At 71.5% G+C, this 17,939-nt stretch carries 20 protein-coding genes; 9 read left to right on the top strand and 11 right to left on the bottom strand.

Features of this window, described 5'->3' with window-relative positions; genetic code table 11:
• Window positions 1-34 precede the first annotated feature (34 nt).
• The 3 genes from ACF08B_RS32815 to ACF08B_RS32805 form a co-directional block, all read right to left on the bottom strand.
• Window positions 35-502 carry an SHOCT domain-containing protein gene (locus ACF08B_RS32815; protein WP_392320710.1) on the bottom strand — a complete coding sequence of 156 codons (468 nt, stop codon included), beginning with the start codon at window positions 500-502 and terminating at the stop codon, window positions 35-37.
• Window positions 503-666: 164 nt separating this feature from the next.
• Window positions 667-1,338 (bottom strand): phosphate signaling complex protein PhoU, encoded by a 672-nt coding sequence (gene phoU, locus ACF08B_RS32810; protein ID WP_392320709.1) that lies wholly within the window; start codon window positions 1,336-1,338, stop codon window positions 667-669.
• Window positions 1,339-1,441: 103 nt separating this feature from the next.
• Window positions 1,442-1,903 carry a MarR family winged helix-turn-helix transcriptional regulator gene (locus tag ACF08B_RS32805; RefSeq protein ID WP_392320708.1) on the bottom strand — a complete coding sequence of 154 codons (462 nt, stop codon included), beginning with the start codon at window positions 1,901-1,903 and terminating at the stop codon, window positions 1,442-1,444.
• A 62-nt stretch (window positions 1,904-1,965) separates the two neighbouring features.
• Here ACF08B_RS32805 and ACF08B_RS32800 point away from each other — a divergent pair, with 62 nt between their 5' ends.
• Window positions 1,966-2,121: a hypothetical protein gene (locus ACF08B_RS32800; RefSeq protein ID WP_392320707.1), complete on the top strand. Its 156-nt coding sequence runs from the start codon at window positions 1,966-1,968 to the stop codon at window positions 2,119-2,121.
• 25 nt (window positions 2,122-2,146) lie between these two features.
• Here ACF08B_RS32800 and ACF08B_RS32795 read toward each other — a convergent pair whose 3' ends face one another.
• Window positions 2,147-2,653: a TspO/MBR family protein gene (locus tag ACF08B_RS32795; protein WP_392320706.1), complete on the bottom strand. Its 507-nt coding sequence runs from the start codon at window positions 2,651-2,653 to the stop codon at window positions 2,147-2,149.
• A 303-nt stretch (window positions 2,654-2,956) separates the two neighbouring features.
• Between ACF08B_RS32795 and ACF08B_RS32790 the strand changes: the two genes are divergently transcribed.
• The 3 genes from ACF08B_RS32790 to ACF08B_RS32780 all read left to right on the top strand — a co-directional run bounded on the left by ACF08B_RS32790 (window position 2,957) and on the right by ACF08B_RS32780 (window position 5,150).
• Complete coding sequence (locus tag ACF08B_RS32790; protein ID WP_392320705.1) at window positions 2,957-3,340, top strand: peptidoglycan-binding protein; 384 nt, start codon at window positions 2,957-2,959, stop codon at window positions 3,338-3,340.
• Window positions 3,341-3,601: 261 nt separating this feature from the next.
• Window positions 3,602-4,315 (top strand): FadR/GntR family transcriptional regulator, encoded by a 714-nt coding sequence (locus ACF08B_RS32785; protein ID WP_392320704.1) that lies wholly within the window; start codon window positions 3,602-3,604, stop codon window positions 4,313-4,315.
• Window position 4,316: 1 nt separating this feature from the next.
• Window positions 4,317-5,150, top strand: coding sequence for a sterol desaturase family protein (locus ACF08B_RS32780; RefSeq protein WP_392320703.1), 834 nt, complete (start codon window positions 4,317-4,319; stop codon window positions 5,148-5,150).
• On the opposite strand, the gene ACF08B_RS32775 is transcribed toward ACF08B_RS32780, so the two are convergent.
• The 3 genes from ACF08B_RS32775 to ACF08B_RS32765 all read right to left on the bottom strand — a co-directional run bounded on the left by ACF08B_RS32775 (window position 5,105) and on the right by ACF08B_RS32765 (window position 7,863).
• Window positions 5,105-6,058: a hypothetical protein gene (locus ACF08B_RS32775; RefSeq protein WP_392320702.1), complete on the bottom strand. Its 954-nt coding sequence runs from the start codon at window positions 6,056-6,058 to the stop codon at window positions 5,105-5,107. The two genes, ACF08B_RS32780 and ACF08B_RS32775, sit on opposite strands and share 46 nt — an antisense overlap.
• 87 nt (window positions 6,059-6,145) lie before the next feature.
• Window positions 6,146-6,541, bottom strand: coding sequence for a hypothetical protein (locus ACF08B_RS32770; protein ID WP_392320701.1), 396 nt, complete (start codon window positions 6,539-6,541; stop codon window positions 6,146-6,148).
• A 101-nt stretch (window positions 6,542-6,642) separates the two neighbouring features.
• Entirely contained in the window at window positions 6,643-7,863 is a 1,221-nt protein-coding gene (locus tag ACF08B_RS32765) for an Ig-like domain-containing protein (protein ID WP_392320700.1), read from the bottom strand.
• Window positions 7,864-8,273: 410 nt separating this feature from the next.
• On the opposite strand from ACF08B_RS32765, the gene ACF08B_RS32760 reads away from it, so the two are divergent.
• From ACF08B_RS32760 to ACF08B_RS32740, 5 genes are all read left to right on the top strand, one after another.
• Window positions 8,274-9,458, top strand: a complete 1,185-nt coding sequence (locus ACF08B_RS32760) for a lipid II:glycine glycyltransferase FemX (RefSeq protein ID WP_392320699.1) — start codon at window positions 8,274-8,276, stop codon at window positions 9,456-9,458.
• A gap of 8 nt (window positions 9,459-9,466) precedes the next feature.
• Window positions 9,467-11,155 (top strand): murein biosynthesis integral membrane protein MurJ, encoded by a 1,689-nt coding sequence (murJ, locus tag ACF08B_RS32755; protein WP_392320698.1) that lies wholly within the window; start codon window positions 9,467-9,469, stop codon window positions 11,153-11,155.
• Between the two features lie 75 nt (window positions 11,156-11,230).
• Entirely contained in the window at window positions 11,231-11,911 is a 681-nt protein-coding gene (locus tag ACF08B_RS32750; protein WP_392320697.1) for a response regulator, read from the top strand.
• A complete protein-coding gene (locus tag ACF08B_RS32745; protein ID WP_392320696.1) occupies window positions 11,908-13,407 on the top strand; it encodes an ATP-binding protein in 1,500 nt (499 codons plus the stop codon). The genes ACF08B_RS32750 and ACF08B_RS32745 overlap by 4 nt, the downstream gene beginning before the upstream one ends.
• Complete coding sequence (locus ACF08B_RS32740; protein WP_392320695.1) at window positions 13,404-13,925, top strand: hypothetical protein; 522 nt, start codon at window positions 13,404-13,406, stop codon at window positions 13,923-13,925. The genes ACF08B_RS32745 and ACF08B_RS32740 overlap by 4 nt, the downstream gene beginning before the upstream one ends.
• A gap of 211 nt (window positions 13,926-14,136) precedes the next feature.
• Here ACF08B_RS32740 and ACF08B_RS32735 read toward each other — a convergent pair whose 3' ends face one another.
• From ACF08B_RS32735 to ACF08B_RS32720, 4 genes are all read right to left on the bottom strand, one after another.
• Window positions 14,137-14,346: a DUF6207 family protein gene (locus tag ACF08B_RS32735; RefSeq protein ID WP_392320694.1), complete on the bottom strand. Its 210-nt coding sequence runs from the start codon at window positions 14,344-14,346 to the stop codon at window positions 14,137-14,139.
• 91 nt (window positions 14,347-14,437) lie between these two features.
• Complete coding sequence (locus ACF08B_RS32730) at window positions 14,438-15,442, bottom strand: ABC transporter permease (protein ID WP_392320791.1); 1,005 nt, start codon at window positions 15,440-15,442, stop codon at window positions 14,438-14,440.
• Between the two features lie 23 nt (window positions 15,443-15,465).
• The gene (locus tag ACF08B_RS32725; protein WP_392320693.1) at window positions 15,466-16,428 is read right to left on the bottom strand and encodes an ABC transporter permease; all 963 of its coding nucleotides are present in this window, start codon (window positions 16,426-16,428) and stop codon (window positions 15,466-15,468) included.
• The gene (locus ACF08B_RS32720) at window positions 16,421-17,938 is read right to left on the bottom strand and encodes a sugar ABC transporter ATP-binding protein (protein ID WP_392320692.1); all 1,518 of its coding nucleotides are present in this window, start codon (window positions 17,936-17,938) and stop codon (window positions 16,421-16,423) included. The genes ACF08B_RS32725 and ACF08B_RS32720 overlap by 8 nt, the downstream gene beginning before the upstream one ends.
• Between the last annotated feature and the right edge of the window lies 1 nt (window position 17,939).

The raw sequence follows: 17,939 nt of genomic DNA, 5'->3' as shown, positions 1-17,939 counted from the left end.
GCCCCGCCGCGAAGGAGAGGAGACGAGGCCGGGATCACGTGCTGAGCAACCGCTGCTTCCGCTGCTCGAACTCGGCGTCGGTGAGGACGCCTTGATCGCGCAGCGCCGCCAGCTTGGCGATCTCGTCCGCCGGGGACGGCGGTGCGGCCGGCGCGAAGACGGGCATGGGCGGCGCCGACTTGACGGTGGCACCGGCCTCGGGGCGTACGGCCCAGCGGGCGGCGAACACCACGGCTCCGACACCGATGAGCACCATGCCGAAGGTCTTGTCCTCCTCGGCGATCCGCTTGTCCTGCTCGGCCTCGAACCTGGCGTCCCGCGCGGACTGGTCGGCCTCGTAGCCGAGGGTGTCGGCCCAGTCGGCGGATGACGCGTCGATGGCTTCCTGGTCGGCCGTGACGCTGTCGCTGCCGGCCGGGAGGTAGATGACCAGTCCGATCGCGGCGATGATCAGCCCCAGCAGGGTGAGTGCGAGGCGTGCTCGTCTTCTTGCTCTGCTCATCGTCTCCCCACACGAATGTCGTTGCAGCATGCATCATGCCGCGTCCACCTCGCCGTGTGAACGTCTCGTGGCCGTTCCGTGCTCAGGATGAGTGGAGCGCCCGTGGTCGGCCGTGCGGGCGAGGAAGTGCCCGGTCGCTCAACCCCTGTCTGTGCGACGGGCGTTCACGTGGGGTCGGTGTCGGGGACGTACTCGTCGGCGTGCTCGCCGGTGACCAGGTACACCACGCGACGTGCGAACGAGACGGCGTGGTCGGCGAAGCGTTCGTAGTAGCGGCCGACCAGCGTGACGTCGACGGCCGTCTCCACGCCGTGCTGCCACCGGTCGTCCAGCAGGTGCTGGAAGATCATGCGGTGCAGCTCGTCCATGCGGTCGTCCTCCTGCTCCAACCGGAGGGCGGCCTCCACGTCCAGGGTGAGGAGCGCTTCGGCGGCCTGAGCCATGAGGCGCTGGGCGAGCTGTCCCATCTCCAGGACGGTGCGGTGCAGGTCTCCCGGCACGGCACGGTCGGGGTAGCGCCGCCGGGCGAGCTTCGCCACGTGCGCGGCGAGGTCGCCGCAGCGTTCGAGGTCCGCGCTCATGCGCAGGGAGGTGACGACGGTCCGCAGGTCCGTCGCGACCGGTTGCTGCCGGGCGAGTACGGCGATGGCCCGGTCTTCGAGGTCCCGCTGCAGGTCGTCGACCTCGGTGTCGCCGGAGATGACGCTCTCGGCGAGGGTGAGGTCGGCGTCCAGGAGGGCGGTGGTGGCGCGGCCGATCGCCGAGCCGACCAGGCGGCTCATCTCCATGAGGCCGGCGGCGAGCGAGGCCAGCTCCTCGTGGTAGGCCCCTCGCATCGAATTCCTCCTCCTGAGGTGGGTCTCGTCCCTTCTGTCAGGCTCCCACAGCCTTCCGCCGGGCTCTCGTCGCCGGGTCGGCGAAGATCGGCACTCCCGTGGTCTACGGCAGTCCGGCGTGCTGCGCCATCACGCGCAGGGCTTCGTCCAGCGCCTGCCGCTGCTCCCGGGTCAGGCCGGCCACGAGGTCTTCGTCCAGGGCGCGTGCCACGGACGTGCACCGGTCCAGCAGGCCGTGACCCTCCTCGGTGAGTGTCAGGACCTGCCGTCGGCGGTCCTGTGGATCGCGGACCCGCCGCACCGCGCCGACGTCCTCCAGGTGGTCGGCCAGGGACACCACCAGGCTCGGCGCGATGCCCATGCGCGCGGCGAGTTCCTGCTGGGACGCCGCCGCGCCGAGGCCGAGCGCGGCCATCAGGCCGACGTGCTTCGGCTTGAGGCCCAGTTCCTCGATCTTCCGGGTGAACCGGTCGGTGGCCACCGTGCCGAGGGTTCCGAGTCTGAACACCACGGTCGAGGTCAGGTCCGAAGTGCTGTCGGCCGCCGATCCGTTGACGTCGCTCATGTCGAGAATGATACCGTCCTCATATCGTTCACAATCAGAATGATTTACGGGGTGATGTAACTGTGAGTCCGGCAACCGCCCAGACCGTCCTGGCGGTCGCGAATGCCCTCGGGTCCCTCGTGTCGGCCGGCTTCGGCGTCGCCGGAATCATGACCGCCGGTGCCGGCCTGCTCGGCGCCCTGCACCTCGCGTCGGCGTGGTGGTTCCACGCCCACTGAGCCTCAGGCATGGACTCCGCCACCGTCAGTTCTGACGGACGATGGACGCGTTCAAGGCCGTGGCGAAGGCGCACCATGCGGCGTAGGGGAGCAGGGCGGCGGCCGCTGTCCGGTCGGTTCGTGCCACGCGGCGCATGAGTTCCACGTTGCTGACGTCGAGCAGCACGGTGCCGAGCAAGCCGGCCCTGGTGCTGCGCAGGCCGAAGAACAGCCGGCTCCACCCCGCGTTCAGAGTGAGGTTGACCGCCAGGCTCGCGGCCAGCAGCCCGCGTTCCCGCCGATGGGAGGCGGTGTACAGCGCGCGGCCGCCCGCGTAGGCGATCGTCACGTACAACGGTGTCCAGACGGCGCCGAAGGCCCAGGGCGGCGGTTCCCACAGGGGCTTGCGCAGGGACCGGTACCAGTCGCCGTCGGCGTCGACGGCTCGCGCGCTCGTGGCGGCAGCGGCGGCGACGGCCGCACCGGTGGCGGCGAAGCACGGCCAGGATCCCGTCCACCGCCGGTTGCCGCCGTGCCGCCCGATCAGCCTCATGCTGCTAGTGCTTCCCCGAAGGCGACGCCCGTACCGGTCGCGCTCGCGCTTCTCACCGTATGCACGGCCGCTACGCCGTTCGGGTAGAGGGCGATGCCGGGCGACACCACAGGAAGGCGCCCCGCCCCCTGTCGACGGGTGCGGCTCACGGCGACGCCGGGCGGCCACGGTGACCCTTCGACGTGCCGGCGCGGGGCGCCCTCCGGATCGCGTCGACCGAATGTCCCACCAGGGCTCTATAGTGATCGCGACCAAAGATGATCTTGGTTGTGAAGGTCATCGTCCAACGAGGGAGATCACACAATGAAGCACCGTATGAAGTCGGTACTGCGGGGTGCCACCGTGGCTGTGAGCGCCGCGGTACTCATCGGCGTGGGAACGTCGTCCGCGAGCGCCAGGGTCGGCGCACCCACCATCCGCTACGGGAACTCCGGGTTCAACGTGCAGTGCGTGCAGTACGCGCTGAACCACTGGAACTCGGCGCAGGGCAGGAACAATCACCTCATCAGCGCGGACGGCATATTCGGCGACAACACGCTCGCCGAGGTCAGGAGATACCAGCAGGCCTACGGCCTGGACTCCGACGGTGTCGTCGGCCCGGTGACCGGTGGCCGCATGTACTGGGCGTGGATCGCCGGTGACCTCGACGGCCCGGCCTGCTACCAGGCGATGCCCACCCAGTCGTAGTCTCACCGGCCTTGCCGGTGCGCCCGGCGCCGCGGACTCGGTCGCGGCGCCGGCACCCGCGGCGACGATGGCGGCCCAGGCGCGGCGCCCCTCGCCCGGATGCGCACCGGATCGAACAGCGTCCACTCGGGGCTGGTCGGTACCCGCACCTGGAGATTGGGCGCGGAGGCGACCGGGGTACAGAAGGCGCCATCGGCGACCGTGGAGGCAATCTGGTCCAACCAGTTGACCAGTGGCCCACCTCTGTCCACCCTGTGCGTCATGACCGAGCGACACATCCGGCGCGAGGCGGTTTCGGACCAGCTCTTCGCCGTACTGCGCGACAGGATCCTCGGCGGTGGCCTGCCTCCCGGGTGCCCCCTCACCGCCGAACGTGACCTGGCGGCCGAGTTCGGCGTGAACCGGCACGCGGTGCGCGAGGCCGTCAAACGGCTTCAGCAGGCCCGGCTGGTCGAGGTCAGCCACGGCGGTCGCACGCTCGTCCTGGACTGGCGGCGCAGTGCCGGCCTCGACCTCGCCGTCGGGATCGCCGCGTCCGACGGCGGACCCTCGGTCGCGGACCTGACACGCGACGCTCTGGAGATGCGGGCGTGCATCGGCGCGGACGCCGCCCGGCTGTGCGCGATCCGGTGTTCGGAGTCGGCCGCCGGGGAGATCGTCGACGCGGCGTGGCGGTACGCGCGCAGCGGGCCCGATCTGGAGGAACTCGGCCTGGCGGACGTCGCCTGGTGGCGGCTGATCGTGGAGGGGGCCGCGAACATCGCCTACCTCCTGGCCTTCAACAGCCTGGTGGACGGCACGCTCCCGGTCGCCGACGTACCGGACGACCTGCGGACCGCCGAACTGCTCGACGTGGAGACGCACGTGCGGCTCGCCGAACTCATCGCGGCACGCGAGTCCGAGGCGGCCGAGAGACTGGCGCGCGAGCTGCTGTCCCGCAGTGTGCCTTCGACGCCCCGGAAGGCGGTGCGCTGACATGATCCCCACCGTGGTCTACGCGATACCGGCGTTCGTGCTGCTGGTGGTCGTGGAGGCACTCTCCTACCGTTTCCTGCCGGACGACGACGAGCGCGGGTACGAGCTGCGGGACACCGTCACCAGCATGTCCATGGGCGCCGGGAGCCAGGTCATCGCGGTGCCGTGGAAGGTCGTGACGCTCGTGCTGTACGCGGCCCTGTTCACCGTCGCCCCCTGGCACCTCTCCGCGTCCTCGGCATGGACCTGGCTGCTGTTGTTCTTCGCCGACGATCTGGCGTACTACGCCTTCCACCGCGCCCACCACCGGGTGCGGGTGCTGTGGGCGAGCCATGTGGTGCACCACTCCAGCGTCCGTTTCAACCTCTCCACCGCCCTGCGCCAGAGCTGGACTCCGATGACGGGCCTGCCGTTCTGGCTGCCCCTGGCGCTGCTCGGCATCCCACCCTGGATGATCCTGCTCCAGCAGGCCTTCAGCCTGGCCTATCAGTTCTTCCTGCACACCGAGCGGGTGGACAGGCTGTGGCGGCCGGTGGAGTGGTTCTTCAACACGCCCTCCCACCACCGTGTCCACCACGGCTCCAACAACGCGTACCTGGACCGCAACTACGGCGGCATCCTCATCCTCTGGGACCGGCTCTTCCGCACCTTCGAACCGGAGGGCGAGCGCGTGGTGTACGGCCTCACGAAGAACATCGACACCTACAACCCGGTGCGGGTCGCCTTCCACGAGTTCGCCTCGGCGTGGAGCGACGTCCGCACGGCCCGCCGCTGGCGCGACCGCGCCGGCTATCTGTTCGGCCCGCCCGGGTGGGTGCCGGACGCGAAGGGGTGAGAAGGCACCGTCGCAACACCGGCTACCGGCCGGGCCCGCGGCGGCGGTGCCTGGAGGCGGGGGACCGGGAAGCGGATGCCGTAGCGCGTCTCCAACTCGCGGAGCTTCGAGAGGAGTCGCACGCGAACGGTGGCGATGTCGGACGTGTGCGTCGCCCGAAACCGCCGGCCGAGCACCTTGCGCAAGGGTTCCCGCACCTCCTCGACGGGCTTCATGCATGTCACGTAGACGGTGGACAGCCGTCGGGTGCCGGCCGGGTCGGCTGCCTGGAGCCGCTGGTCGGCCAGTGCGAAGAAGGCCCGTTCGTCGTCGGCGTCCACGTTGTTCTCGGCCAGACAGGCGGAGAACGAGCGGTAGGCGCGGCTCACCTTCGGATCGCTCCGGAGGCGCGCCACCCGGGCGAACCACTCGGACTGCAGGGGCATGTATATGTCCCGCAGTTCGCGGGTGACGGCTCGGGCCTCGGCGCCGCAGCGTTCGAGGGTCCGTGGGGCCGGAGGAGAGACGGAGGCGGCCGGTCCGGTCGGTGTCGCGCCGGGCACGAGGACGGCGCCGCCGAAGCCGTGGGCCCGCAGGTAGTCCAGGTCGGGCAGGTCCGCGAAACGGGTGAACATGGGCGGTCGCCCGTCGGGTGGCTGCTCACCTCGTAGTCCCGCGCAGCGCGAGAACGCCCGGGCGGCGGCCAGCTTCCCGAAGGCGTCCAGCCCCTGTGTCGCGCGGGACTGCCGGCCTGTGGTCGGCAGCACCATGGTGACGAGGTCCGCCGGAACACCGTAGGTCACCGTCGCCGGGCGCTGCCGTGCGCTGGGCGGAGCCGCCGACGGTTCTGTGTCACCTGAGCAGCCGGTTGTCAGGCCGGCGAGGACGAGACTCACAAGAAGGGCGAGGTGGCGGACGGGACGAGGCATGCTCGAACAGCTTCCCGAGGAGGAGGTAGGTGGTCGGCGGTACGGCGTGGACGCCGGCCCCGTCGGGGCGCGGCGTCCACTACGGGTTCAGTGCGTGATGGTGACGGTGTCCCCTCCGTCGTTGTAGCTGCCGACACCGAAGGCCCGGCCGCTCGTGAGGTTCGAGACGAGGACGATCGAGCCGAGCGGCTTCGACCCGTTGAAGACACCCCAATAGCCGGTCGAACCCTCGGTCCAGTTGCCGGCGGCGTTCTTGTAGAACCCGGCGTACGACTCGAAGTTGGAACCCGAGGAGTCGTGCGCGTACGTCAGGTTGAGGTCGCGGCAGCCGCTGGCGGCCTTGTAGGCCACCTGACCGGCGCCCTGATAACCGGTGGTCAGAGTCGTCGACACGCAACCCGCGGCCGACGCGGCCGGGGCCATGGAGATGAGCGAGGCGCCGGCGAGCGCGGCAACGGCGAGCCCGGTCAGGTACTTGTGCATGGAGATCTCCCAGGAGTCGTCTGTCGGAGGGGCAACCCGGCCTGCGCGGCCGGGAGAAGGGGGGTGGGTGCGTGCGTCGGGCGCCGCGAGCGCCGGCATCGCTAGAGGGCGCTCCTCGCGCGCCACTCGTCCCAGCCGGCGTTCCAGTCGCCGAGGCCGTTGTTCAGGGCCACTCGACCCTTGGTGTCGGCGCCCTCGACCTCGAAGGGATCGCCGACGGAGGTGTGCCGGTAGAGCCATCGCGCGTCGGAGTCGCTCATGCCGATGCAGCCGTGACTTCTGTTGGCCCGGCCGAAGTACGCGGCGTTCCAGGGCGCCGCGTGTGCGTAGGTGCCCGACCAGGTGAGCCGCATGGCGTAGTCGACCTTCTGGTCGTAGGCGTCGCCGAGCCCCACGGTCTCGGAGTTCATGCGGATCGAGCCCTCCTTGGCCATGACGACCTCGGTGCCACGCCAAGAGCCCGTGTCGGGGCCGGGGGTGCCTCCGGAGACGGGGAAGGTCCGCACCGGCCTGCCGTCGCGCTCCACGGTGAGCCGCTTGCGGTCCAGGTCGACCTTGACCACCTGCCGTGCGCCGACGGTGAAGCCGAGGCGGTAGTCGCGGACGAACCAGCCGCCGTCCCCTCCCGAGTCCGTGCCGTTCAGTCGGGCGTCCAGGGTGACCTCGGTGCCGGGCCGCCAGTACTCCTTGGGGCGCCAGTCGACCCGGTCCTTGCCGGACCAGTCCTTCATCCACCCCCACGAGCCCTCGGTGTCGTCGGAGGTGGTGACCGTCAACTGCTCCTCCACCGCCGCCTTGTCGCGCACCGGGCGGTCGAAGACGAGGGATATCGGCTGGGCGACGCCCACCGTGGTGGCGTCGCCCGGACGCCAGTCCACCTTGTTGACCCGCTCGGCGGCCTCGGTGGTGAAGGAGGTGCGCGCGCGACGCGAAGTGCCGTCCTCGCTGCGGGTGATGGACACGATCGTGTACGAGGTCCCCGGTACGGCGTTGCGGTCGGACACCCAGGCCCGGTCGTGGGCCGACATCCTGCCGGAGAGCCGCCTGCCCCGTGCGTCCTTGACCGTCACCGACGTCAGCGTGCCTCCGTGCGCCGCCACCCGGACCGGCTCGCCGGCCTTCGCCCGGGCGCCGTGCGGCGACACGGTGACCGTCGCCGTGCCACCGCGCACATGTCCGGCGCCGCCCTTCGCGTCCGTGGACGCCGCGGAAGGACCGCCCGCGGAGCAGGCGGGAAGGGTGGCGCTCGCGAGCACGGCGGCCACCGCGATGGTGGCGCCCCGGACCCCTGCGGGGCCCCTGCGCGAGGCGCCGACGGTCAAGGGTCCGACACGTATCGGGATCAACGAATACCTCCGGGAGAGACGGCGGAACGCCGGGACGCAGGTGACTCTAGGACGAGAAATCCGCAGGACAACGGCTTGTCGACCATGTGACGGCAGGTGCACAGGAACGGTCGTCGTCCCGTCACGAACGCGGCGCCGGACGGTCATGGGAGGCGTTTCGACGGCGGTGCGTCTCAGCCGCGGGCAGCCGGAACGACGTGCGGCGGAACAGCGGGAGCAGGCCGGGGGAGCCAGTCGCGGCGACCCGGAGTGACAGCCGCGGCACCGCAACGGTCATGGTCCGGTCACACGGGCCGCGTGGCCCGGTCACGGGCGCCTGTGAACCTTCGACGCGTTCCCTTCCCCGGGAGCCCGGCTCCCCATGACGACGCAACCAAGGAGGCGCAGTGTCAGCGCTGCTCGCGACGGCAAGCCGTGACCGGCAGGACACATGGCTCGCACCCGTGTCCGCCGATGTGTACCGGGCCTTTCTCGCATCGCGTGCCGGCTCCCGACTGGCCCCCTCCTTTCTCCAGTGGCCGTCCTGGGCCGGGGTGAAGGAGGGCTGGCACGCCCAGCTGCTCGGCTGGGGACCGCGGACCGGCGGCGAGGCGGGCGAGCTGAGCGGAGTGGCGCTGGTGCTGCTGCGCCCGTTCCCCGGCACCCGCAAGTACTTCGCCTACCTGCCCGAGGGGCCGGTCGCCGACTGGGCGGGCGCGGATCTCGACGGCTGGCTCACGCCGCTGCTTCGCCATCTGCGGGCGTCGGGTGCGTTCGCCGTACGGATCGGGCCCTCGCCCGACTATCGCCGCTGGGACGCGGCCGGGATCAAGGCCGGCGCCGGACCCGGACGGCGGGTCACCGACGTGCTGGCCTGCGAGGTCGATCCCCTCGGCGCGGTCGTCGCCGAAAGACTGAGAGCCCGGGGCTGGCGGCGGTGTGGTGGCGACGAGGACGACTCGGACGCACAGCCCCGCTTCGTCTTCCGCGTGCCGCTGGCCGGGCGCGGAGTCGACGACCTCTGGTCCGGACTCAGCCAGGAGTGGCGGCGCAACATACGCCGGGCGCGGAAGGCGGGAGTGGAGGTGACGGTCGGCGGACCCGCCGATCTTCCCGCCTTCCACCGGCTGCTGAGGATCACGGAGGAACGGGACGGCTTCCGCCTCGGCCGTTCCCTCGCGTACTACGAGCGCCAGTACGCCGCGCTGAACGCCGAGGATCCGGACCGCATGCGGCTGTATCTCGCCCGGCATCAGGGCGAGATACTGGCCGCCCACACCATGATCCGGGCGGGCCGCCGGGTCTGGTACCAGACGGGAGCGTCCGCGGACCACCGGCGCGAAGTCCGCCCGTCCAACGCCCTGCAGTGGCGCATGATGCGCGACGCCCACGCGCTGGGCGCGGAGGTCTACGACATGCGCGGTGTGTCTTCCGTGCTCGATCCCGGCGACCGGCGCTTCGGGCTGCTCCGCTGGAAACTCGGCACCAGGGGACAGGTGGTGGAGACGCTGGGCGAGTGGGAGACACCCCTGGACGGCGCGGCCAACCAGGCGCTGTACCGGGCCTTCCAGATGTACCTGGCCCGCCGATGAGCACCTCCATGACACCGGACAACCCGAGCGGGGCCGAGTGCGAGGGCACCACCGCCGGCGGGGTGCGCACGGGGCACCGCCGGCCCGAATCGGTGCTGCGCAGCAGTGCGTTCATGGCCGCCGGGTCCCTCGTCTCCCGCGCCACCGGATTCGTACGCTCCGCGGTGGTCGCCTCCGCGCTCGGCGTCGGACTGACCGCCGACGGCTACGCGGTCGGCAACACCGTCCCCAACATCCTCTACACCCTGCTCCTCGGCGGGGCGCTCAACGCCGTCTTCGTGCCGGAACTGGTGAAGGCGGCCGAGCAGCACCAGGACGGCGGAACGGCGTACACGGAACGACTGCTGACCGCCTGCACGGCCGCCCTGTCGCTGATCACGGTCGGCGCCATGCTCGCCGCGCCCGCCGTCGTGGCCGCGTACACCGGCTACAGCGGCGCGCAGGCGGCGACGACGGTCGTCTTCGCCCGTTGCTGCCTGCCGCAGATCTTCTTCCTCGGAATGTTCACCCTGCTGGGACAGGTGCTGAACGCCAGAGGCCGCTTCGGCGCCATGATGTGGGCGCCGGTCCTCAACAACCTGGTGGTCATCGCCGTTTTCGGCGCCTACCTGACCACATGCGGCACGGGGAGCACGCTCACCACCGGCCAGACGCAACTGCTCGGCTGGGGCACCACGGCCGGCATCGTCGCACAGACCCTGGCGCTGCTGCCGTCCCTGCGCGCCGCGCGCCTGCACTGGCGGCCCAGGTTCGACTGGCGCGGCAGCGGGCTGTCCCGCCCACTGCGCTCAGCCGGCTGGCTGGTCCTGCTCGTCCTCACGAACCAGCTCGCCTACTGGGTGGTGACCAGGCTCGCCACGACGGCGGGGGAGCGGGCGGCGGCCCAAGGCACCGAGGGCGGCGCCGGATTCAGTGCGTACTCCAACGCGTACCTGCTCTGGGCGGTGCCGCACGGCATCGTGACCGTCTCTCTCGTCACCGCGCTGATGCCACGGATGAGCCGGGCGGCGGCCGACGGCGACACGGCTGGACTGCGGCGGGACGTCTCGCGCGCGCTGCGCAACAGCTTCGCGGCCGTCGTACCCGCCGCGTGCGTGCTCGGCGCCGTCGCCGGACCGGTCATGGCGGTCGTGTTCCGGTACGGCAGGACCGGCGCGGACGACATCGCGGTCATGGCGGGGACACTGGCCGCGTTCGCACCGGGGCTGGTCGCCTTCTCCGGGCAGTACGTGCTGTCCCGCACCTTCTACGCCCTCTCCGACACCCGCACCCCCTTCCTGCTGAACCTGGTCATCGCCGGGCTCAACGCGGCCCTGTCCGCCGCCGCGTTCCTGCTGCTGCCCCCGCGCTGGGCGGTCACCGGCATGGCCGGCGCCTACTCGGTCGCGCTCTTCGCGGGGTGGGCGGTCACCGCCCGCGTGCTGGCGCGCAGGCTCCCGGCCACCTCCGGCGGTGGCCTGTCGCGCTCACCCGGCGGGACCGCGCCGGCCCGCCTGCTGTCCGCGGCGATACCGGCCGCCCTGCTCGGTCATCTCGCCGCCACCCGCGCCTCGTCGCTCGGCCCGCTGACGGCGGCCACCGCCGGGACCGCGGCCATCGCGGCGACCTTCGCCGCACTCGCCCGCCCGCTGGGGCTGACCGAAGTGGAGGCCGCGCTCGGCGCTGTGGGCCGCGCACTGCGCCGCCGAGGCCGCTGAGACCGTCACCTGACCGTTCCGAGCGGCCAACTGACCAGGTCACCGACCCAATTGATCGAATGGAATACTCAGCCCATGCCACGTGTCCTGCTCATCGAAGACGATCCCTCCGTGCGCGAGGGGATCGAGCTCGGCCTGCGCCGCCGCGGGCACGAGATACGCACCACGCCCAGCGGTGAGGCAGGGCTGGCGGCCATCGGTGAGTTCCGCCCCGATCTGCTCCTGCTCGACCTCATGCTGCCCGGCATGAACGGCGTCCAGGTCTGCCGTCGGGTACGGGAGTCCGGCCCCCTGCCGATCATCATGCTCACCGCCCGCGGTGACGACTTCGACGTGGTGGTCGGGCTGGAGGCCGGGGCCGACGACTACATCGTCAAACCCGCGCGCACCGAGGTCATCGAGGCCCGCATCCGGGCCGTGCTACGCCGCATCGAGGAGCCCGCCGGACGCGCCGCCGTGGAGTTCCACGGAGACCTCGCCGTCGACCGCGCCGGACTGAACGTCGCCAAGGCCGGAGAGCGCCTGGCGCTCGCGCCCTCCGAGCTGAAACTGCTGCTCTACCTGACAGCGGCGCCCGAACAGGTCTTCAGCCGTCAGCAACTGCTCGAACAGGTCTGGGAGCACAGCTTCCACGGGGACGCCCGACTGGTCGACGCGTGCGTACGACGGCTGCGCAACAAGATCGAGGACACCCCCGGCGAGCCCCGCTACATCCAGACCCTGCGCGGCTTCGGCTACCGGTTCGGACCCCTGTGAGCCGCTTCAGGGCACGTATCGGGCTCCGTACACGGCTGATCCTCGCCTTTCTGCTCGTCGCCGCCGTGAGCGCCGGGACCACCGCCGTCCTGACCTACCGCGAGGCACGTACCGCGATCCTCGACCAGGCCCAGAACACCGCCGTGTCCTCGTTCCGCGACCAGGTGCAGGAGCTGGCCACGCCCCTGCCCGTCGAGCCCGGACCGCTGCAGGAGCAGCTGCGGCGCATCGCCCGGGAGGGCAGACCGCACCCCTGGGTCGTGTTCGCGGAGTACGGATCCCTCCGGGTGTCCTCCGGTACCAGCCCCGTATCGACGGTCGTCACCCCCGCCCTGCGCAGTGCCGTGCTCACACACCCTCACGGCAGCTTCCAGCGCGTCGACCGGAACGGCACCCCGTGGCTGACCATCGCCGTCCCGACCGTGTTCCGGGCAGGGCGGATCGTCCGGCCCACCGGGCTGGTGCTGTACGCCGTGATGCCGCTGACCAGTGAGGAGGCCAACGTCCGGGCCATGGTCACCGCGGCTCGCGACGGTGCCCTGCCGGCCCTGGCGATGGCACTCGTGCCCGCACTGCTGGCCGCGCGCAGTGTGCTGCGCCCCGTCCGCGACCTGCGCAAGGCCGCGGAGCAGATGGGCAGTGGCCGGCTGGACGCCCGGATCCGGACCAAGGGGAGCGACGAACTCGCCGATCTGGCACGGACCTTCAACCACTCCGCCGTACAACTGGAGCGGTCCGTCGATGAACTGCGGGAGGCCGAGGCACGCGCCCGCCGCTTCGCCTCCGACGTCTCCCACGAACTGCGCACCCCGCTCGCCGGGATGCTCGCCGTCACCGAGGTGCTGGACGAGGACGCGGACCGGCTCGCGCCCGACACCGCGGCAGCCGTCCGCCTGATCAGCGCGGAGACGGGCAAACTGGCGGTGCTCGTGGAGGACCTGATGGAGATCTCACGGTTCGACGCGCGCGCCGCGGAACTCCACACCGACGAGGTCGATGTCGCCCAGGCCATCCGCAAGACACTGTCGAGCCGTCACTGGAACGATGAGAAGCAGGTGACGACCGACCTCCCCGACGGCGTCAGGGCCCGGCTCGATCCCCGCCGCTTCGATGTCGTCATCGCGAACCTGGTGGGCAACGCACTGCGGCACGGCAGCGCGCCCGTCCTGGTACGGCTCCGAGTGCGGCGGACCGCCGCCGACGCGACCCCGCCGCACCGGTCGGCGACGGACGGCACGGAGACCCCCGCACGGCTCGTCGTAGAGGTCAGCGACCACGGCCCCGGCATCGCCGCGGACGCGCTGCCGCACGTCTTCGAACGCTTCTACAAGGCGGACGCGGCCCGCACCCGTTCGCGGGGAAGCGGCCTCGGCCTGGCCATCACCCTGGAGAACGTGCGTCTGCACGGCGGCCGGGTCCACGCCGGCAACCGCCCCGACGGCGGAGCCGTCTTCACCGTGGAGATACCCCTGACGCGCCTGGAGGCCACGGCGTGAAGCGTCCGGTCCTCCGCGCGGCCCGCGCCACGGCGGTCTGTGCCACGGCGGCCGCCGTACTGACCGGCTGCGGCGTCCAGCGGACCGGTGTCGTAGAAGCCGGCGGCCCCGCCACCGTCGCCGTGTCGTCGAGCCCGGGGCAACGCATGCTGCTGCTCTACTTCGTCTCGCCCCGGGGCCGCGTGACACCGGTGACCAGAATGCTGGCGGGCGGCGACGACGCCGATCCGAGCCCTCAGCCGGTGTCGGGGGCCAAGGCGCTGGCCGCGCTGTTCGACGGGCCGCGCGGCAACGAGACCGCGGCCGGCCTCCACACCGAGCTGCCACGGTTCCGCGGCGACCTTCAGGTGAAGGCGGACACGGACACCGTCACCATCCACCTGCCCATCGCGACGGCGAGGCTCACGACCACAGCCCTCCGGCAGATCGTGTGCACCGCGGCGTACGCGGAGGGCGGCGGTTCCGCGACGGTGACCATCTGGGGGGAGGACGGCGGACTCCCGCCGGCCCGCTGCTGAGCGCCCTCCGCCTTACGAACCGGTGACCTGGTGGGGGGATCGGTGTGCGTACAGCCGTGCGATACGGGACCCTGGGTCCTCGGCGCCGGCCACGCAGGGCGTCGTCGCGGTACAGGGAAGCGGCTGCCGCGAAGGGGCGCCCCGGGCCGACCCCGGGGCGCCCCGCCGCATGCCGCGCCACCCACACCCCCGGGGCCCGTCGGCCCGGCCGTCACGACGTGAGCGGCTGGCGCATGTCCAGATAGCAGCGCAGCCGGACGCCCACCTGCCCGGGCCCCCGGCTCGCACGTTCGACGGCGGTGATGGCCCACATCGAGGCCAGAGCCGCGTGGAAGGCGAACGCGGTCCGGTCGTCGGCGGCCGCGATGTCGACCACCACCAGGCCGGACTCCGCCACGTGCACCTCGTGAATCACATCCATGACCGGAACGACGCCTTCCGGAGTGCGGAGGGTTCGGCCGGGGCTCACCTTTCACCCGGTTGGACACCTCGGGCACACCACTGCGCCCGGCTCACAGGACCCGCTGCCGGCGTCCGAGCCACGTCTGGGCGACGACCACGGCCGCCAGGAAGGCCCCGCTGACCACCTGTTGGTAGGCGGAGTCCAGCGAACCGATCTGGTTGATGACGTTCTGGATCACCTTCAGCAGGGCCACGCCCACCAGCGAGCCGCTGATGAAACCGAAGCCACCGGTGAGCAGCGTGCCTCCGATGACCACGGCCGAGATGGCCTCCAGCTCCATGCCGGAGCCGAGGATGGTCACGCCCGACACGAGCCACGCGGCGTTCAGCGCACCGGCGAGACCCGCGCACAGCCCCGACAGGGTGTACACCGCGACCTTCGTCCGGGCCACGGGCGCGCCCATCAGGGCTGCCGCGTCCTCGTTGCCGCCCACCGCGTACACGTACTGGCCGAAGCGGCTGCGCCGGAGCACCACGGATCCCGCCACGAACAACGCCACGGTGATCCACACCGGCACGCCGACACCGAGCAGGGAACCCTGGCCGAGCTTGGCGAAGAACGAGTCCGTCTCCACGAGATAGGTGCGTGAGCCCTCGTCGGTCAGCGCGAGCAGCACACCGCGCGCCCCGAGCATGGCGGCCAGGGTGACGATGAACGGGGCCAGCCCGGAGCGCGCGATCAGCAGCCCGTTCACCAGTCCGACGAGCCCGCAGACCGCGAGCGGCAGCAGCAGCGCCACCACGGTGCCGTACTGCGACCCCCACGCGGCGAGGACACCCCCCAGGGCGAACAGGGAGCCGACGGACAGATCGATCCCGCCGGTGACGATGACGAAGGTCATGCCGAGGGCGACGACGGCCAGGAAGGCCGACGACAGCGCCATGTTCGCCAGGTTGTCGCCGGTCAGGAAGGTGTCGAAGCCGAGCGAAGCGGCGACCATGGCGATCACCAGCGTGACCAGCGCGCCGTGCTGCTGGGCGAGCGCGCTCAGGCGCTCGGATCGGGTCGCACCGGGCGGCGCGTCCTGGGTGACGGCGGCGGTCGTGGTTCCCATGGCTGCTTCCCCGGTGTCGGTGGTCATCGCTTCCTCCGTTCGCGCGCCGCGTAGACGGCACCGACGATCACCACGGCCTGCGCGATCTGTGTCCACGACGGCGGCAGGTCGTGCTTGATGAGCGTGGTGGTGAGCAGCTGGATCAGCAGGGCGCCCGCGACCGTGCCGCCGATCCGGACCCGGCCGCCGCTGAGCGGGGTGCCGCCGACGACCACCGCGGTGATGGCGGACAGTTCCATCAGCGTGCCCAGGGAGGTGGGGTCGCTCGCGGTGAGCCGGGCCGTGGCCAGGACACCCGCGACCGCCGCCAGGGCGCCCGAGCAGACGTAGACGATGACGAGGACCCGTCGCACCGGCAGCCCCGCGAGGCGCGCCGCCGGCCGGCTGTCGCCGATGGCGAGCAGCTGACGGCCGAACGTGGAGCGCCTGACGGCGAACGCCACCAGCAGCGCGAGCACGACCGCGATCAGGACCAGGTACGGGACGCCCAGCACGTCACCGGAGCCGAGAGAGGCCATGCCGGGATCGTGGACGTCCTTGAGCTGGGGGAGCAGGACCAGGGCGAGACCACGGGCCCCGACCATCAGGGCGAGCGTGGCTACGATGGGCTGCACTCCCATGAAAGCGATCAGCGCCCCGTTGGCCGCCCCGACCAGCAGGCCCCCGACCACGGCGATCAGCGTGGCGATCCACGGCCCGTAGCCCAGGTAGAGCGACAACAGCGAGGTGGACAGGGCCATGACGGAACCGACGGACAGGTCCACTCCCTCGGTGCCGATCGCGAGGGCCATGCCCAGGGCGACGATCAGCACGGGGGCGACCTGTACGGCCTGGGTGCGGAAGTTCTCGGCGGAGGCGAAGTGCGGTGTGAAGGCGAAGTTGAACAGCAGCAGCACCACGACTCCGCCGTAGACCCCGTAGTTCTGCAGCAGGCGCAGCGCCCGGTCGCGGTCCACCGAGCCGCGGGCGAGGCTCAGATCAGTCACGGGCTGCTCCTTCGGGTACGTCGGCGATCGCGCGCAGCAGTTCGTCCTCGGTGACGGCGTCACCGGTGAGTTCCCGCACCACCGCACCGTCCCGGAGGACGACCACGCGGTCACTGCCCTCGATCAGCTCCTCGGTGTCCGAGGAGATCAGCAGGACGGCCAGGCCCTCGTCGGCGAGTTCGTCGACGAGGGCCTGCACCTCCGCCTTGGCTCCCACGTCGATCCCGCGCGTGGGCTCGTCCAGCAGCAGCACCTTGGGGTGCAGGGCGAGCCAGCGGGCCAGGAGCACCTTCTGCTGGTTGCCGCCGGAGAGTTCGCCGACCTTCTGGTGCGGGCTGGAGGCCTTGATGCGCAGCCGCTTCATGAACGTCTCCACGACGCGGTCGATACGGGCGTCGTCCACCAGCCCGAAGCGCGACAGGCCCGGCAGGGCGGCGAGCGCGATGTTCTCCCGGACCGACAGGCCCGGCACGATGCCCTCGGTCTTGCGGTCCTCGGGCAGCAGACTGATCCCGGCCCGGATCGCCGCCGGGGTGGACCCGGCGCGCACCGGCGCGCCCGCCACCACGACCCGGCCGCCGTCGACGGGCAGGGCGCCCGCGATGGCCTTGGCGGTCTCGCTGCGCCCGGAGCCGAGCAGCCCGCCGAGGCCGACCACCTCACCGGGGCGCAGCGACAGCGAGACGTCTCGCAGCCGATGACGAGCCGTCAACCCCCGTGCCGTCAAAACCGGTTCGGCCGCCGTTTCGTGGGACCCGCTGAACTTCGTCAGGCCCTCGCGGCGTACCTCGCCGATCTCCCGCCCGAGCATCAGCCCCACCAGATGCAGCCGGTCGAGGTCGGCGAGGCGGCCGGTGTGCGCGACCCGGCCGTCGCGCAGGACGGTGACCGCGTCGCAGATCTCGTACAGCTCGTCCATGCGGTGGCTGACAAAGACGACCGCGATGCCGCGCTCGCGCAGGGTGCGGATCACCTCGAACAGCGTCCGCACCTCGCGGGGCTCCAGCGACGAGGTGGGCTCGTCCATGATCACGACTCGGGCGTCGATGGCCACGGCCCGGGCGAGGGCGACCATCTGCTGGGCACCGACGCCGAGCTCACGCAGGGGACGGCGTACGTCGACCCGGATGCCGAGGCCGCGCAGGGTCTCGTCGGCCTCGCGGTGCATACGGCCGAAGTCGATCAGGCGCAGCCGGTTGCGCGGCTCGCGGCCGAGCAGGAGGTTACGGGCCACGCTCATCAGCGGGACGAGGTTGACCTCCTGGTAGATGGTGGAGATGCCCGCCTGCTGGGCCCGCAGGGGAGTGGTGAAACGGACCGGGGCGCCGTCGTAGGTGACCTCACCGGCATCGGGCAGGTGGACGCCGGTGAGGACCTTGATCAGGGTGGACTTGCCGGCGCCGTTCTCGCCGACGAGGGCGTGCACCTCCCCGGCGCGGGCGGTGAAGTCCACGTCGGACAGCGCCCGCACGCCGGGGAAGGTCTTGCACAGTCCGGTGACCGCGAGCATC

Source organism: Streptomyces sp. NPDC015139 (genome assembly GCF_043079785.1).
GTDB lineage: Bacteria > Actinomycetota > Actinomycetes > Streptomycetales > Streptomycetaceae > Streptomyces > Streptomyces albidocamelliae.
This window is presented reverse-complemented; position numbering and strand designations above follow the sequence as displayed.